The 14,241-nt window shown below is 71.4% G+C and carries 14 protein-coding genes and 1 tRNA gene; 8 read left to right on the top strand and 7 right to left on the bottom strand.

All coding sequences use genetic code 11. From position 1 onward, the window contains the following. Nucleotides 1-96: 96 nt before the first annotated feature. Nucleotides 97-1,803: a lyase family protein gene (locus MUY14_RS34915; protein ID WP_247015643.1), complete on the bottom strand. Its 1,707-nt coding sequence runs from the start codon at nt 1,801-1,803 to the stop codon at nt 97-99. Nucleotides 1,804-1,871: 68 nt separating this feature from the next. Here MUY14_RS34915 and MUY14_RS34910 point away from each other — a divergent pair, with 68 nt between their 5' ends. After that, nucleotides 1,872-2,516 carry a TMEM175 family protein gene (locus tag MUY14_RS34910; protein ID WP_247015641.1) on the top strand — a complete coding sequence of 215 codons (645 nt, stop codon included), beginning with the start codon at nt 1,872-1,874 and terminating at the stop codon, nt 2,514-2,516. Nucleotides 2,517-2,520: 4 nt separating this feature from the next. Here the strand turns inward: MUY14_RS34910 and MUY14_RS34905 are convergent, their stop codons facing one another. After that, entirely contained in the window at nt 2,521-3,063 is a 543-nt protein-coding gene (locus MUY14_RS34905; RefSeq protein ID WP_247015638.1) for a DinB family protein, read from the bottom strand. Between the two features lie 213 nt (nt 3,064-3,276). On the opposite strand from MUY14_RS34905, the gene MUY14_RS34900 reads away from it, so the two are divergent. Continuing rightward, entirely contained in the window at nt 3,277-4,122 is an 846-nt protein-coding gene (locus tag MUY14_RS34900) for a hypothetical protein (protein ID WP_247015636.1), read from the top strand. 54 nt (nt 4,123-4,176) lie between these two features. Here the strand turns inward: MUY14_RS34900 and MUY14_RS34895 are convergent, their stop codons facing one another. Beyond that, on the bottom strand, nt 4,177-4,713 hold the full coding sequence (locus tag MUY14_RS34895; protein ID WP_247015634.1) for an AAA family ATPase: 537 nt from the start codon (nt 4,711-4,713) through the stop codon (nt 4,177-4,179). Nucleotides 4,714-4,825: 112 nt separating this feature from the next. Here MUY14_RS34895 and MUY14_RS34890 point away from each other — a divergent pair. After that, nucleotides 4,826-4,901, top strand: a tRNA-Lys gene (locus MUY14_RS34890). A gap of 12 nt (nt 4,902-4,913) precedes the next feature. On the opposite strand, the gene MUY14_RS34885 is transcribed toward MUY14_RS34890, so the two are convergent. After that, entirely contained in the window at nt 4,914-5,843 is a 930-nt protein-coding gene (locus MUY14_RS34885) for a hypothetical protein (RefSeq protein ID WP_247015632.1), read from the bottom strand. 282 nt (nt 5,844-6,125) lie between these two features. Between MUY14_RS34885 and MUY14_RS34880 the strand changes: the two genes are divergently transcribed. From MUY14_RS34880 to MUY14_RS34865, 4 genes are all read left to right on the top strand, one after another. Beyond that, entirely contained in the window at nt 6,126-6,890 is a 765-nt protein-coding gene (locus tag MUY14_RS34880; protein ID WP_247015630.1) for a trypsin-like serine protease, read from the top strand. Nucleotides 6,891-6,932: 42 nt separating this feature from the next. Beyond that, nucleotides 6,933-7,589 carry a trypsin-like serine protease gene (locus MUY14_RS34875; protein ID WP_247015628.1) on the top strand — a complete coding sequence of 219 codons (657 nt, stop codon included), beginning with the start codon at nt 6,933-6,935 and terminating at the stop codon, nt 7,587-7,589. Between the two features lie 49 nt (nt 7,590-7,638). Next, complete coding sequence (locus MUY14_RS34870) at nt 7,639-8,139, top strand: histidine phosphatase family protein (protein WP_247015626.1); 501 nt, start codon at nt 7,639-7,641, stop codon at nt 8,137-8,139. Nucleotides 8,140-8,225: 86 nt separating this feature from the next. Continuing rightward, nucleotides 8,226-9,527 carry an alginate lyase family protein gene (locus MUY14_RS34865; RefSeq protein WP_247015624.1) on the top strand — a complete coding sequence of 434 codons (1,302 nt, stop codon included), beginning with the start codon at nt 8,226-8,228 and terminating at the stop codon, nt 9,525-9,527. Between the two features lie 46 nt (nt 9,528-9,573). Here MUY14_RS34865 and MUY14_RS34860 read toward each other — a convergent pair whose 3' ends face one another. From MUY14_RS34860 to MUY14_RS34850, 3 genes are all read right to left on the bottom strand, one after another. After that, the gene (locus MUY14_RS34860; RefSeq protein WP_396126875.1) at nt 9,574-10,248 is read right to left on the bottom strand and encodes a S1 family peptidase; all 675 of its coding nucleotides are present in this window, start codon (nt 10,246-10,248) and stop codon (nt 9,574-9,576) included. A gap of 204 nt (nt 10,249-10,452) precedes the next feature. Beyond that, nucleotides 10,453-10,824 (bottom strand): hypothetical protein, encoded by a 372-nt coding sequence (locus MUY14_RS34855; RefSeq protein WP_247025390.1) that lies wholly within the window; start codon nt 10,822-10,824, stop codon nt 10,453-10,455. 22 nt (nt 10,825-10,846) lie between these two features. Further along, on the bottom strand, nt 10,847-11,212 hold the full coding sequence (locus MUY14_RS34850; RefSeq protein ID WP_247025388.1) for a hypothetical protein: 366 nt from the start codon (nt 11,210-11,212) through the stop codon (nt 10,847-10,849). Nucleotides 11,213-11,659: 447 nt separating this feature from the next. Here MUY14_RS34850 and lanKC point away from each other — a divergent pair, with 447 nt between their 5' ends. After that, nucleotides 11,660-14,215: a class III lanthionine synthetase LanKC gene (gene lanKC, locus MUY14_RS34845; protein WP_247015620.1), complete on the top strand. Its 2,556-nt coding sequence runs from the start codon at nt 11,660-11,662 to the stop codon at nt 14,213-14,215. Nucleotides 14,216-14,241: the final 26 nt, after the last annotated feature.

The raw sequence follows: 14,241 nt of genomic DNA, 5'->3' as shown, positions 1-14,241 counted from the left end.
GGGTTTCCCGCCGCTCGGTGCGGCTGCCTGATACCCACTACACGGACACTCGGCGAAGGCGGTTCAAAGTTTTTTCGCGCCTTCGCCGAGCTGCTCCTACGCCCTCTCGAGCGCGCGGTCGACCAGCACACCCGCGGCCCCGGTGTACCCGGCGGGATCGAGCAGCTCGTCCAGCGCGGCCGGGGTCAGCACCCCGGTGACGGCGGGCAGCTCGTCCAGCACATCCCGCAGCGGCCGGTCCTGCTCCACTGCTTGTCGCGACGCCGCACCCAGCAGTTCCTTGGCCTTCGCCTTCCCGAGCAGCGGCGCGAGCACGGCGGACAGCCGTTCGGAGACGATCAGCCCGTGCGTCGACGCCAGGTTCGCCCGCATCCGCTCGGGCTGAGCCGCGAGCCCCCGCGCCAGCTCGACGGCGGTGTGCGCGGCTCCACCGGTCAGCCGCAGGCATTCCCGGACGAGCTGCCACTCGGCGTGCCACACCCCAGCCGACCGTTCATCTTCGGCCAGCATCGACTGCGTGACCCCGGCGGCCAGCACCGGCACCTGCAGCGCGGCGGAACGGATCAGCGTCGCGAGCACGGGGTTCCGCTTGTGCGGCATCGCCGACGACCCACCCCGCCCACCGGCGGCCGGTTCGACGACTTCACCCAGCTCGGTCCGCGTCAGCGTCGCAACGTCGACGGCCAGCTTCCCCAGCGCACCCGCGGTGAACGCGAGCGCGGCGGCGAGGTCGGCGACGGGCGTCCGCAGCGAGTGCCACGGCAGCACGGGCGCGGCCAGCCCGGTCTCCTCGGCGAAGGCTGCGACGAGCCGCTCGGCGTAACCCTCGTCGACCCGCGCCGGGTCGCGCGCGGTGTCGCCGGCCGCGCTGGTGTTGGCCGCGTCGTCGCTAGCCGCGTTGGGGTGCGTCGTGCCGTCGACAGCCGCGGTGTCGACGGCCGCGCTGTCGCCGTCGTGGGTCCTGGTGTCGGCCTCGTCTTCGCCGCCCGCGCCTTCGCCGCCTGCACCTTCGCTAGCCGTACCGTCGTTACCCGCGCCCGCGCCCGCGCCCGCGCCCGCGCCCGCGCCCGCGCTGACCGCGCCGCCGTCGGCGGCGGTGCTGGTGTCGGCTTCCGGGCCCCCGCCCCCGCCCCCCGCCCCACGCCGTCCCGCTTGCCCCTTCCCCGTGCCCTCGGCCAGGCGGGCGTACTCCACGTACGCCGCCAGCGTCCCCGCTGCCCCGCCGAGTGAGACCGGCAGTCCGCCATCGAGCAGGCGGCGGATCCGCGCGGCCGCGTCCAGCACCAGCTGCCGCCAGCCCGCGGCCTTGAGGCCGAACGTCGTCGGCACCGCGTGCGCCGTCAGCGTGCGCCCGGCCATGGTCGTGTCCCGGTGCGTGCGCGCCAGCTCGGCCAGTGCCTCGGCGGTGGCGTCGAGATCGGCCGCGAGCGGCCGCAGCGTCCGGTCGGCGACCAGCATCATCGCGGTATCGAAGATGTCCTGGCTCGTCGAGCCGCGGTGCACGTACTCGGCCGCGCTCCCGCCGACCGCCGACGTCAGCGCCTTCACCAGGCCGACGACCGGGTTCGCGGTCGCCCGCGACTCCCGCGCCAGCTCGACGACGTCGATCCGTGCGCCGCCGGCGGCCGCCGTGATCGCGTCCGCGGCTTCGGGCGGTACCGTCCCGAGCCGCGCTTGCGCTCTCGCCAGCGCTGCCTCCGCGTCGAGCATCGCGCGCAGCCAAGCCTCGTCACCGGTCGACGCTTCGGCCGGCGTACCGGCCCGTACCGGGGACAGCAGTCCGGAATCGGGGTCGACGCTCATGGCCTCAGCATCGCACGCGCCCGGCCTCGCCGAAGGCCACGCTGCCGCGTCTGGCACGCTCATCGGCCATGAGCAGCGTTCCGTCCACGGAGGACACCGCCGACGCCGCCGACGTCGAACCCCGGGGTTTCGCCGCCGAGCGGCTGACCTTCTTCTCGGACGCCGTCGTAGCCATCGCGATCACGCTGCTCGCGCTCGAGCTGCCGCTGCCGGAGGGCGCCACCAGCGCCGAACTGCTGCGTTCACTCGGCCATCACCAGTCCGAATACATCTCCTTCCTGATCAGTTTCGTCGTGATCGGCGGCCACTGGCGCGCCCATCACCGGCTGTTCGACCACGTCACCACCCTCGACGGCGGCCTCATCCGGCTCAGCTTCGGCTGGCTGCTGACGCAGGTGATCATGCCGTTCGCCACGAAGGTGATCGCCGAAGACGGCGGGTTCGAATTCCGCTTCGTCTTCTACGCGCTCGTGCAGGTCGTCGCGCTGACGCTGTTCCTCCTCATGGCCCGGCGCATCCAGGGCAGCCACCACTACCGCGCGGACACCCCGCCTGAGCTCTTCGGCAAGGTCTACCGCGGGATCGGCACGATGGCCGCCGCCTTCGTCGTCTCGATCCCGGTCGCCTTCTTCACGCACTGGGCCTATGCCTGCTGGATCGTCGTCCCGTTCGTGGTCAACCTCCTCTTCCGCCTGCGCCACCGCGCCGGCTGAGCCGCTACTCGCCCGTCACGCCGTCGATCCGCTCGCGGACCAGGTCGGCCTGGCCGCAGTGCCGTGCGTACTCGCCGATCATGCGCAGCATCAACCAGCGCAGAGCGAACGGTTCGCCCGTGCTGCGCCGGACGCCGGTCTGCTCCATCGAGCTTGCCGCGACGATCTCCCGGGAGCGCGCGCATTCCGCGTGCCACAAGGAAAAGGCCTCGTCCACGTCCCCGTCGAGCGAGGTGAAGTCCTGCTCCGGGGCGTCGTCGGAGTAGTACAGGTTCGGCAGGTCCTCACCGGCGAACTGGATCCGGAACCACCAGCGTTCGACACCCGTGAGGTGCCGCAACAGCCCGTGCAGGGTCAGCGTCGACGGCGACACCGAGCGCTCGGCCAGGCGGCCGGGGTCCAGACCGGCGCACTTGAGTTCGAATGTGCGCCGGTAGTAGTCGAGGCTCTCGGTGAGCGCCTGCCGCTCGTCGGCGATCGGTGTCGGGTCTTCGCGGGGCCCGGTCAAGCGGGCCGGGGCCGCGACCGGAGTGCTGTGTTCGGTCATGTGCGGAGCGTGCCACGGGGGTCCGACAATTTTCGGGGCGCCGGGCTGTCCGGTGATCGGGCAACGGGCTGAAAACCCCAGTTCAGACACGGTTTCGAGAACCAGGTAACGAATTTCGGGGACCGCCGATCTGATCTTCGTCACCCCTGCTGCGCACGCCGGTCCCCACGGTCGAAGCGGCACCCCTCGGTTCGGAACCAGGAGATCAAGACGATGCAGCGAACCGGACGAAGAACCGCAGTTCTGGCCGCGCTCACGACCGCCGCCCTGATCGGGGCCCCCGCCGTCGCGTCCGCGGCACCCGTCCCCAGCTCGATCGACGTCAGCGAAACCACCGTGCACGCGGGCGACACGTTCACGGTCACGGAGCAGCTCTACAACCCGACGGACTTCACGGTCACCGGCGCGAAGGCGGCGCTCTACGCCAAGGAGAAGCCGGTCGTCGACCTGGTGGACCTGGTCTCCTGCACCGGCGCGATCGCGTGCTCGCCGTACCTCAGCAGCTTTCGCGGCGGCGTCGGCGACCTGGGCGCCGGCGAGAGCAAGACGGTGACGTTCACCTTCCGCGTGAAGGAGGACGCCCAGCCCGGGCAGTTCACGCTGCAGCACCAGTTCGCCGGCGACAACTACGCGTTCGGCGTCGAGGACGGCCCGGCCGTCACGATCGCCGCACCGAACGAGGCCGACGTCAAGGTCGCGCTGGCCGGGGCCGCACGCGCCGGCCTGGCCGCCCGCGTCGACTACGTGATCACGGTCTCGAACACCGGCCCCGCCACCGCGACCGGCGTCCGCGTGACGGCCAACGCGGGATCGGGCCGCACGGTCACCTCCCTGACCGGTTGCACCCGCGCGGGCACGGACCTGACCTGCGCGATCGGTAACCTCGCGCCGGGCGCCTGGGCGACGGCGAAGTTCAGCTCCGAGGGCGGCTTCTTCGCCTGGGGCGCGTTCACGGCCACGGCCCAGCGCGCGGCGAGCGCCCCGGCCGACCCGGAAGCGGCCAACGACAAGGCGTCGAAGAAGTGCACGGCTTACACCGGCCTGTTCGTGCAGTGCTGACGGCGTGACGCGCGGGGTCCGGCCGGGCCCCGCGCGTCAGTCCACTGAGGAGCGTCACAACCTGAAGGCCGCCGAGCGGGCGCGTTGCCGCACCGCCTCGGCGGTTTCTTCGATCGTCTGGTCGGTCGTGTCCATGACGTTCCGTTCGAGCTCACCCAGCGCGGCGAACGCCCCGTGCATGCCGGTGAGCGGCTCGACGTCGGTGAGTTCCGGCGCACTCCGGGCGGTCCCGCGCGCGAGGGTGGCCTCGAGGTCCGGCCGCAGGACGACGTAGAAGAGGTCCAGACCGCCCCGCTTCGCGACGTCGCGGAACGGCTCCAGCGCCCACGGCCCGACGACGCCGTCCAGAACGACGTCGTAGCCACCGCGCGCGTACCCGCAGGCGGCCTCGGCGATCACCGCGAGCACGACCTCGTTCTGCCGCGCGGCCTCGGGCAGGTACGGCGCCACGAACCCGGTCCGGATCCAGACGTAGAAGCTGTCGGTGTGCAGGTACACGGTGGCCCGCGGCGCGTCCACGGTGACGAGCCGGGCAACGGTCGACTTCCCGGCACCGGGCGGCCCGGTGAGGATCAGCAGCGAACCAAGCATCCCCGCATCATGGGCGGCCGACCGGCCGAGAACCAGTCTTGACCTTCCACCCGGCCTCAGCCGCACCCCGGTGTGGAGGTACCGGAGCGGGGCCTGGCTAAACTGGGGGCGCGGGCCGTTAGCTCAATTGGTAGAGCTGCGGACTTTTAATCCGTAGGTTCTGGGTTCGAGCCCCAGGCGGCCCACCAGACACCACCCCGTCACGGCCAGCTCCACCGCATCCCCCGGATCCCCGGCGGTCCACCGGAGCTGAACACGTGCGCGGGAGAACCCGGCGAAACCGCGGTCACGTCCCGCTCCGGACCACCCGGCGAATCCAGCCGGTAAGAGTGGCAGGACGCCGGCAGCGCACCGGGGGCGAAGTGGACCTCGAGCAGGTGCTCGGTCCCCCGGTGGCGGAAGCGGCGGTCGTAGCTCGTGTCCGGCACGCCGTCGCAGTACTCGAATTCGTACTCCAGGATCGCCGTCTCGCCGACGGCCAGCGACCGGTGCGGGACCAGCTCGCTGACCACGAACCCCGGCTCGGTCAGCACTTCCGTGCGCACCGGCCGGCAATACCGCGTCGACACCAGGCGGGGTGGGTGACCCGGGGTGCAGCCGCGCAGGACCACGACCTTGGACTGGACCGGTTCGGTGACCGCGCGGACGACTTCGCGCACGTGCAGGCGGGTCAACGCGCGGGTCGCGTCGACGTGCAGCACTTCGTGGAGACTGAGCACGACCAGCGACGTCTCGTCCGCCGCTTCGAAGGAGTGCAGGACCGCCACCACGTGGGCGCGGGGTTCCCACAGCCGCTCCCAGCACACCGGGCCCGGCGTCGCGGGGCCCTCGCCGGGCAGCGCGAGCAGGTCGGTCAACGCGCGAGTGGGCAGGCCGAGGACGCCTTCGAGCACCGCGACCGCGCGTAGCGACTCCGGGCGTTCGGGGCGGGTGCGGCCGGTGCGCCAATAGCTCAGCGTCGTCGTGCTGACGGGGACGCCGGCGGCGGCGAGGCGGCCCTTGAGGCGGGCCAGGCCGAGCCCGCTGTGGTCGATGGCCAGGGTCAGCGCCCGGCTGAACGGGCCGGTGGCGAGCGCGTGCGCCAGCTCCCGCCCGGCTGGCTCGGGTGCGGGTACCGCGAACAACGGCATCCAGGTTCCTCAAGCGTCGGTCGAGCCGGAGAGTCCACCCGGCGGGTCACGGCGGATCGCGCCGAGCCGGCGACGGGCGTCCCCCGGGTTTAACAGCCGCGGCCGTCCCTGTCACCCGACGAACGTCGGCCTTGTCGATCAAGCGGATTCCGCGGGAAAGCGCAACCCGCCGAAGGAACCGTCCTTTTCCGTTGATCGGCTCGGGACTTCCAGCGGATTACCGGAAACGCACCGCCCGCTTACGTTCGGTGAGTCCCCACCGGTTCCCCAAGGAGTCCCGAAATGCGTGAAAACCCCGGCCGCTTCGTCCGCGCCGCCGCTGTGCTCGCCGGTTCCTGCGCCGTGTTCGCGACGCTCGCCGCCGCCCCCGCGTCGGCCGCCCCGGTCGCGCCGCTCTCGCCCGACGCGCAGCCGTCGATCATCGGCGGCAGCACCGCGCAGAACCCCGGCTACATCACCCGGTTCAACGGCCACGCCAACGGTTACACGTTCTTCTGCACCAGCACGCTGATCGGCGCGCGCTGGGTCCTGACCGCCAAGCACTGCATGTACGACAACAACGGGCAGCGCCTGTCCGACATCGACCTCTACGTCGGATCGAACAGCGCTTCCGGTGGCGTGCACGCGAAAGCGTCGTCGACCTACCTGTACTCGGGCGGCGACCTGGCCCTGATCAAGCTGAACACCAACGGGGGCAGCACTTTCGCGAGGCTCGCGTCGAGCTCGTCGGACGCGAACGAGGGTGACGCCGCCCGCGTCTACGGCTGGGGCGCGACCCAGTCCACCGACGAGGGCAGCCACCAGTCGAGCGTGCTGAAGCAGGCGTCGGTGGAGATCTCCGACACCGGTGCCAGCGACTACTTCGGCGGGCCGGCGATCGAAGCGGCCACCCCGAACGGCGCGGTCGCCGGCGGCGACTCGGGCGGCCCGATGCTCGACGGCGGTGTCCAGGTCGGCGTGTGCTCGACCAGCGACCGGTCCAGCACCACCACCTACGGCAGCGTCGCGGCGGGTCGCAACTGGATCCGCCAGGTCAGCGGGGTCTGACCCATGCGAAAAATGCTTTCGGCCGCATTCGCGGTTCTCGCGATGGCCGTACCCGGAATCGCGCAGGCACAGCAGAGCCCGGAAATCATCGGCGGCACCACGGCGACGGAGACTTACAGTTTCATGGTCTCGCTGAGCAACGGGTGCGGCGGCAGTCTCGTCGCGCCCCAGTGGATCGTGACCGCGGACCACTGCGGCAGCGCGTCGCAGGGCCGCATCGGCTCGACCACGAAGAACTCCGGTGGCGAGGTGGGCCGCATCGACCGCCGGATCACCAAGCCCGGCACCGATCTCACGCTGATGCACCTGTCCGCGGCGGCGCGCGCCACCCCGGTGCCGATGGCGACGAGCAACCCGGCCGCGAACACCACCGCCCGGCTGCTGGGCTGGGGCTGCACGAGCTGGCCGGGCTGCAGCACCCCGACCACGCTGCGGCAGATCGACCTGCGGGTGCTGCCCAGCAGTTCCTGCTACGCCGGCGGTGGCGGCTCGGGTGACGTCTGCGTTTCCGGCGACCGCACGCATTCGGCGTGCCACGGCGACTCCGGCGGCCCGGCGGTCGTCGGCACGACCGGCAACTGGACGCTGGTCGGCGAAACGCACGGCCCCGGCGACGACAACGGCGAGTGCGCGACGAGCACCCTCTACACCGGGATCGCCCAGCACCTCACCTGGATCCGGCAGCAGACCGGGTCCTGACCCCGCGAGCCCGTGGTCCTCGCGACCACGGGCTCGCTAGGCTCGGCCGATGGACGCGACCCGGCGGCTCATCGTCGTCCGCCACGCCAAGTCGGATTGGTCGGGCGAGCTCCCCGACCACGAACGCCCGCTGGCGCCGCGCGGGCTCGAAGCCGCGCCCAGGCTCGGCCGCTGGCTCACCGAGCAGGGGTACGTCCCCGAGCTCGTCTTCTGCTCCACCGCCCGCCGCACCCGGGAGACCTGGCAGCACCTCGCCGGGGAGCTGCCCGCCGCGCCGCCGGTGACGTACGACGAAGACCTCTACGGCGCCGACGTCCCCGAACTGCTGAGCGCGGCGAGCCGGGCGCCGGCCGACGTCACCACGATCGCGCTGGTCGCGCACGAGCCCGGCGTCAGCGATCTGACGCTGCACCTCGCCGGGCGCGGTGAAGACACCCGCGCCGTCCAGGTCAAGTTCCCGACCGGCGCCGCCGCCGTGCTCACGACGTCCGACCCCTGGGACGCACTCGCCACCGCGAAGCTCGTCGCCTTCTTCCGGCCCCGCGACTGACTTCGGGGCATTGCCCCAGCCGCTTTCACATGCGTACTCTCCATTCACTCACAGGTTTGGTGTTCATATTTGTGAATGGAGCGGACATGGTTTTCCGCCACACCGTCGTGGCCGCGCTCGCCGCGCTCGGTCTCGTCGCCACGTCCTTCGCCGCCCCGGCGGCCGAGGCCACGCCACGGAGCTGCAGCATCCCGGTGATCGGGCCGGTCTGCGCTCCCGACACCGCCGTCCTCGACGGCAGCCGGCTGCTCCGGACGAAGTTCGCGGCGCTCGCCGGCGAGAAGACGTCCCGCACGGCGTTGAGCAACCTCCTCGCCGCGGCGAAGACCGACCTCACGGCCGGGCCGTGGAGCGTCACCTCGAAGAAGCAGGTCCCACCCAGCGGGGACAAGCACGACTACCTGAGCCTCGCGCCCTACTGGTGGCCGACCACCGAGCCGACCGCGGAAAACCCGTGGGGCTGCCCGTTCGTGCAGAAGGACGGCCAGCGCAACCCCGTCGTCGACGAGATCACCGACCACGCCTACCGCGGTGACGCGTTCGCCGCGATCTACCGGCTCGCGCTGGCCTGGTACTACACCGGGGACGCGCGGTACGCCCGGCGCGCGGCGCTCGACCTGCGCACATGGTTCCTCGATGCGGCCACGAAGATGAACCCGAACATGAACTACGCGCAGGGCATCCCGTGCAAGGTCGACGGGCGCGGCATCGGCATCATCGAGTTCTCCTACACGCTGACGCAGGTCGTCGATGCCACCGCGATCCTGGCCACCGGCGCCCCGGGCTGGACGAAGACCGACCAGTCCGGCATGACCGGCTGGTACACGCAGTTCCTCGACTGGCTGCGCACCAGCAAGAACGGCGCCGACGAAGCCAAGGCCCAGAACAACCACGGCAGCTTCTACGACATGCTCGCCGCCGCGCTCGCCCTCGGCACCGGGCAGCGCGACCTGGCCAAGACCATCGCGCAGAACGCCGGCCCGGGGCGGATCGCGCCGCAGATCCAGGCGGACGGCTACCAGTCGCAGGAGGCGAGCCGGACCCGGAGCTGGCACTACTCGAACTTCAACCTCGTCGCGCTGACGCGGCTCGCCCAGATCGGCGAGCACGTCGGCGTCGACCTGTGGCACTACACCGCACCCAGCGGTGCGACGCTGTTCAAGGCGGTCGACTTCCTGATCCCGGGCGCCACGCAAGGGCCGTCCACGTGGCCGTACCCCGAGCTGGACTTCCGGCCGTACGCGGCGCTCGACGTCCTGCACGCGGCGGCCGACGCGGGTGATCGCGCGGCGCGCACGGCGGTGCCGAAGGTGCCGGTCCAGCCGGGCGGCGACCTCTACCCGGTCCGGCCCGCCGCCGAACAGCTCGACGACATTTCCGGTTCCTGACGGCGAAAGGGGCCCGGTCGCGTGACCGGGCCCCTTTCTCCGGGAATCAGACCCCGGCCACCTGGGAAATCCAGCTGCGATAACGCGTGATGTTCGTGTACGCGGTGTTGTTCGACCGGTCGCTGGTCGAGGCGACCCCGACCTGGCGGCCGGAAGCGAACATCGGGCCGCCCGAGTCGCCGCCGGCGGTGATGCCGTTGACGCGGTTCGCGCAGACCGCGACGCCGCCGGTGTAGTCGCTGCAGCCGATCGAGTTGACCCGGACCGTCGCGACCTTCAGGTACCGCGACTGGCAGTTGATCTCGGAGCCGCACTGGCTGGTCGCGCCCCAGCCGTAGACCGAGACGTTCTGCCCGACCGCGACGTCACCGACGTTGCCGAGCGGCGAGTACGTCGCGCTGACCGAGGTCGTGAGCTTGACGATCGCCAGGTCGGCGGAGCCCGGGTAGCGCGTGATGGTGGAGCCGGTGGCCGTCGTGCCGCCGCTGGTCTGGTCCAGGCTGCCGATCCGGAACGTGTAGGTGCCGGAGCTGCTGACGCAGTGCTTGGCGGTGAGGATGTACTGCGGCGCGATGATCGTCGCGGTGCAGTTCTGCTGGCCGTTCACGAACAGCCGGGCCGCCCAGGGGCCGCTCGTGGCGGTGCTGCCGCCGATGATCGACGGCTGGGCCTGCGGGGTGGTCTGGGCGGACGCGGGACCGCCGAGGCCGACGACGGCCAGTGCGGTGCTCGCGGCCAGCAGGACGAACTTGCCGAATTTCACGCTGACTCCTTTTCACGCGGGGGAGAGCCGCGTGGGGGAAAGCCGGTGGGGACCGAACGACAAGAGTGTCCGAGTTGAAGGGGAATGTCCGGAACCGACGAAAGTCGCCGGTGGAATCCGTATTTATTTCCCCGCGGGGGCTACGTGCAGTTACCCGTACTGTTACGCCGCGACCTTGGCGGGCGCGGACTTGCGCAGCCAGTAGAGGCCGATGACCGGCAGGACGAGCGGGATGAACAGGTAGCCCTCGCCGTAGACCGACCAGACGGTCGGGTGCCGGAAGGCGGCCGCGTCGACCAGGCTCAGCGTGCCGATGGTCAGCACACCCAGCAGCTCGATCGAGCAGGCCACGAGGGCCACGCGCCACCAGCCGTCGCCGCGGCGGGCCAGCGCGATCGTCGCGACGATGTAGACGACCGCGGCGAACGCCGAGAGCAGGTACGCGAGCGGGGCTTCGTGGAACTTGGTGCCGATCTGGACGCCGGCCCGCGACGTCGCGGCCAGCGCGAAGATCGCGTACACGGCGACGAGCACGCGTCCGGGGCCGGTGGCCGTCCTACGCCGTTGCTCCACTCCACACCTCGTTCAGTCGCAGCACCATCACCGGGATGGCCAGGCAGGCGATGCCCAGCACCGCCGTGCTCGAGCGGCTCCGCTCGGCCAGCGCCCAGGCGGCGCCGACCGGCAGCACGACCAGGCTGCCGATCAGGTAGGCCAGGTAGGTCGCCAGGCTGCCGGGGCGGTCACCGCCCGCGAGCAGCACGATGCCGATCACCAGCTGGGCGACCAGCAGCAGCTCGAGGACTGCGAGCGCGATCAGGAGCGGGTTGTCCGGCAGCCGGTTGCGCGCGGACTGGAGGAAGCTCCAGAGCGCGACGAGCGCGGCCGCCACGGCGACCGTCACGGCGAATCCGAAGATCACCCGTTCCTCCTTCCGCTCCGCCGGGCGCCAACTTACTCCGTGGAACCGGGCGGTCCGCCCGCCGAGGTGCCGCGGCGTGGCGCGGGCCACGTCGTGCTCCACTGTGGACGATCCGGTGGTCACGCGAATCGCGGCCATCGGGTTATTTGATCACCGCGGCGCCTTGATGGCATTCTGCCAATTCGGCGGCGCATTCCGCCCGGTACTGAGGTGGACCTGGGTGAATGTCGTAAAAAGCTTCGTGTTACACCACTACGGAGTGGTGGGCTGCCTCGTAAAAATAACCCTCAGTTCCGATACCGGCTGGTAAGCGACCTTTTTGCCTACCTCGGATAGCCCAGTTGAACCCCCGTGTTGGCGGATTGGCCCAGGGCCGTTCGGCATGGGGGAATATTCCTCGTCCCGGGGCCGCGGCGCCCCGGGGGATCGCACGGAGGGGTATCCCGGATGGACCAGCGCTACGAAGCTTATTGCTTCGCCGACCCGTTGTTCTACGACGAACAACCGGAAATCGGCGCGCCGGTCGACGATTTCGCTTCGGCGCTGCCGGCGCCGGCAGGCTGGGTGAGCGCCGAGCGCGGCGTCTGGCGCGCGCTGCACCCCCGGGGGCAGGTTCTTCCCGCTCAGGGCTGGAAAATCCACGTCTCCGCGGGTCTGGACAACGCCCGCCGGGTCCTCGAGCAGGTGCACGAGTACTGCCTCGAGCACCGCGTCTCGTACAAGCACCTCCGCTCGATGCTGACCCTGCTCGCCCGGAATTCGAAATACGCGCCGCGGGACGGCAGCGCCAAGCTGGTGACGATTTACCCGGCGGACGACAGGCAGCTCGAACGGGTTCTCGAAGACCTCTCGGCGCGGCTCGAGGGCGAGCACGGTGCCTATGTCCTGAGCGACCTGCGATACGGCGACGGGCCGCTCTACGTGCGTTACGGCGGATTCGCCGAACAGTGGGTCGAACACGACGGCAACCGCGTCCTGGCGATCCGCAAGCCGGACGGCCGGCTCGTCCCCGACAAGCGGGAGCCGACGTTCTCCGTCCCCGATTGGGTGAAAATTCCGGCGTGTTTGCGGAGCAGCGTGGCCGCGCGCAAGGCCGGCGACCCGGCTCAATTCCACTACCGGGTGACGAGGTCCCTCCACTTCTCGAACGGCGGCGGCGTCTACCTCGCCGAGCCCAAGGCGGGCGGCGAGCAGATCGTCCTCAAGGAAGCCCGCCCGCACGCCGGCCTCGACAAGGCGGGGACCGACGCCGTCGAACGCCTCCGCCGCGAGCACGACGTCCTCGACCGGCTGGCCGGCGTGCCCGGCGTGCCGCGGGCCCTCGAGCGGTTCACCGTCTGGGAGCACCACTACCTGGCCATGGAGTACATGCCGGGCACCTCGCTGGGCAACTGGCTGGCCCGCAACTACCCGCTGACCAGGCGAGACATCACCGAGGCCGACCTCGCCGACTACGCCCGGCGCGCGCTCGACATCGTTGACGGCGTCGAGAGGGCGATCGAGGCCATCCACGCCCGCGGCGTCGTCTTCGGCGACCTGCACCCGCTGAACATCCTGGTCGACGACGACGGCCGGATCTCCCTGATCGACTTCGAACTGGCCTTCGACGTCGAGTCCGGCGACCGCCCGGCACTGGGCGCACCCGGTTTCCGCGCCCCGGCCGACCGCACCGGCTTCGAGATCGACGAGCACGCGATCGCCGCGTTGCGGCTGTGGCTGTTCCTGCCGCTCTCCCAGCTGACGGAACTCGCCCCGCCGAAGCTGCCCGGGATCGCGGAGTTCGTCGAACGCCGGTTCGGCCTCGCCGAGGGGTACGCCGACGCCGCGGTCGCGGTGCTGGCTCCGCGCACCGCCCCTGCGGCGCCATCACCGGTCCACACCGAGCTCGACCAGCGGAAACCGGACTGGCCGCTGGTCCGCAAGCAGATCGCCGAAGCGATCCTGGCCAGCGCGACCCCGGCCCGCAAGGACCGGCTCTTCCCCGGCGACATCGAGCAGTTCCGCGTCGGCGGCGCCTGCTTCGGCGTCGGCGCCGCGGGCGTGCTGCACGCCCTCGACGTCATCGGCGCCGGCCGGTTCCCGGAGCACGAGCGCTGGCTGATCGATGCGGTCCGCCGGGACCCGCCGACCCGGCCCGGCTTCTACGACGGCAGCTACGGCATCGCGTACGTGCTGGAGAACTTCGGCCACCGCGAGGAGGCCACGAGGCTGCTGGCGTCGTCCGCGCGGCTGGTCGAGCAGACGACCGACCACGCCCTCGAAAGCGGCCTCGCCGGCATCGGGCTCGCGATGCTGCACTTCGCGGCGGTCCGCCAGGACAACGAGTTCGGCCGCCAGGCGCTGACCACGGCCGTCCGGCTGGCCGAGGCGCTGGAGACGGCGGCGGCGCCGGGGAACTTCGCCCGCGCCGGCCTGCTGTCCGGCTGGTCCGGGCCCGCGCTGCTGTTCATCCGCCTCTTCGAGCGCACCGGCGAGCCGGCTTGGCTGTCCTTCGCCGACCAGGCGCTGACGCGCGACCTCGAGGAGTGCGTCGAGACCGACGACGGCTCACTGCAGGTCCGCGACGGCGCGGCCCGCACACTGCCGTACGCGGGCATCGGCAGCGCCGGCATCCTCCTGGTCGCCGAGCAGCTGGCCCGGCACCGCCCGGACGCCGAAGCCTGCGAGAGCCTCCCCGCCCTGCGCGAGTCGTGCCGCGGCGAGTTCGTCATCCACCCGGGCCTGCTCTACGGCCGGTGCGGGCTGGCGGTCGCGCTCGGCATGGACCCGGACCCGTCGCCGTCGATCCGCGCGGCGATCGACCTGCACCTCGCGCGCCTGGCCTGGTACGCGGTCCCGTTCAAGGGCGGCCTCGCGTTCCCCGGCAACCAGCTGCTGCGCCTGTCGATGGACGTCAAGACCGGCGGCGCGGGAATCCTCCTCGCGCTCGCCGCCCTCCTGGACGGCAAGGAGGTGCTGCCCCTCCTGGGCGGCACGCCGTCCCCCCAGACCTCCGGTCGCTGACCGGCGGACCCCGAAGGAAACCCGAA

Origin of the sequence: Amycolatopsis sp. FBCC-B4732, from assembly GCF_023008405.1 — a bacterium.
In the GTDB taxonomy this organism is placed as follows: Bacteria; Actinomycetota; Actinomycetes; order Mycobacteriales; family Pseudonocardiaceae; genus Amycolatopsis; species Amycolatopsis pretoriensis_A.
The sequence above is the reverse complement of the archived record's forward strand: the minus strand, read 5'-3'. Positions and strand labels throughout refer to the sequence as shown.

What these genes read in the sequence shown, in the direction of transcription:
- MUY14_RS34915 (WP_247015643.1), bottom strand. Translation starts at nt 1,803, where the DNA reads ATGAGCGTCGACCCCGATTCCGGACTGCTGTCCCCGGTACGGGCCGGT.
- MUY14_RS34910 (WP_247015641.1), top strand. Translation starts at nt 1,872, where the DNA reads ATGAGCAGCGTTCCGTCCACGGAGGACACCGCCGACGCCGCCGACGTC.
- MUY14_RS34905 (WP_247015638.1), bottom strand. Translation starts at nt 3,063, where the DNA reads ATGACCGAACACAGCACTCCGGTCGCGGCCCCGGCCCGCTTGACCGGG.
- MUY14_RS34900 (WP_247015636.1), top strand. Translation starts at nt 3,277, where the DNA reads ATGCAGCGAACCGGACGAAGAACCGCAGTTCTGGCCGCGCTCACGACC.
- MUY14_RS34895 (WP_247015634.1), bottom strand. Translation starts at nt 4,713, where the DNA reads ATGCTTGGTTCGCTGCTGATCCTCACCGGGCCGCCCGGTGCCGGGAAG.
- MUY14_RS34885 (WP_247015632.1), bottom strand. Translation starts at nt 5,843, where the DNA reads ATGCCGTTGTTCGCGGTACCCGCACCCGAGCCAGCCGGGCGGGAGCTG.
- MUY14_RS34880 (WP_247015630.1), top strand. Translation starts at nt 6,126, where the DNA reads ATGCGTGAAAACCCCGGCCGCTTCGTCCGCGCCGCCGCTGTGCTCGCC.
- MUY14_RS34875 (WP_247015628.1), top strand. Translation starts at nt 6,933, where the DNA reads ATGGCCGTACCCGGAATCGCGCAGGCACAGCAGAGCCCGGAAATCATC.
- MUY14_RS34870 (WP_247015626.1), top strand. Translation starts at nt 7,639, where the DNA reads ATGGACGCGACCCGGCGGCTCATCGTCGTCCGCCACGCCAAGTCGGAT.
- MUY14_RS34865 (WP_247015624.1), top strand. Translation starts at nt 8,226, where the DNA reads ATGGTTTTCCGCCACACCGTCGTGGCCGCGCTCGCCGCGCTCGGTCTC.
- lanKC (WP_247015620.1), top strand. Translation starts at nt 11,660, where the DNA reads ATGGACCAGCGCTACGAAGCTTATTGCTTCGCCGACCCGTTGTTCTAC.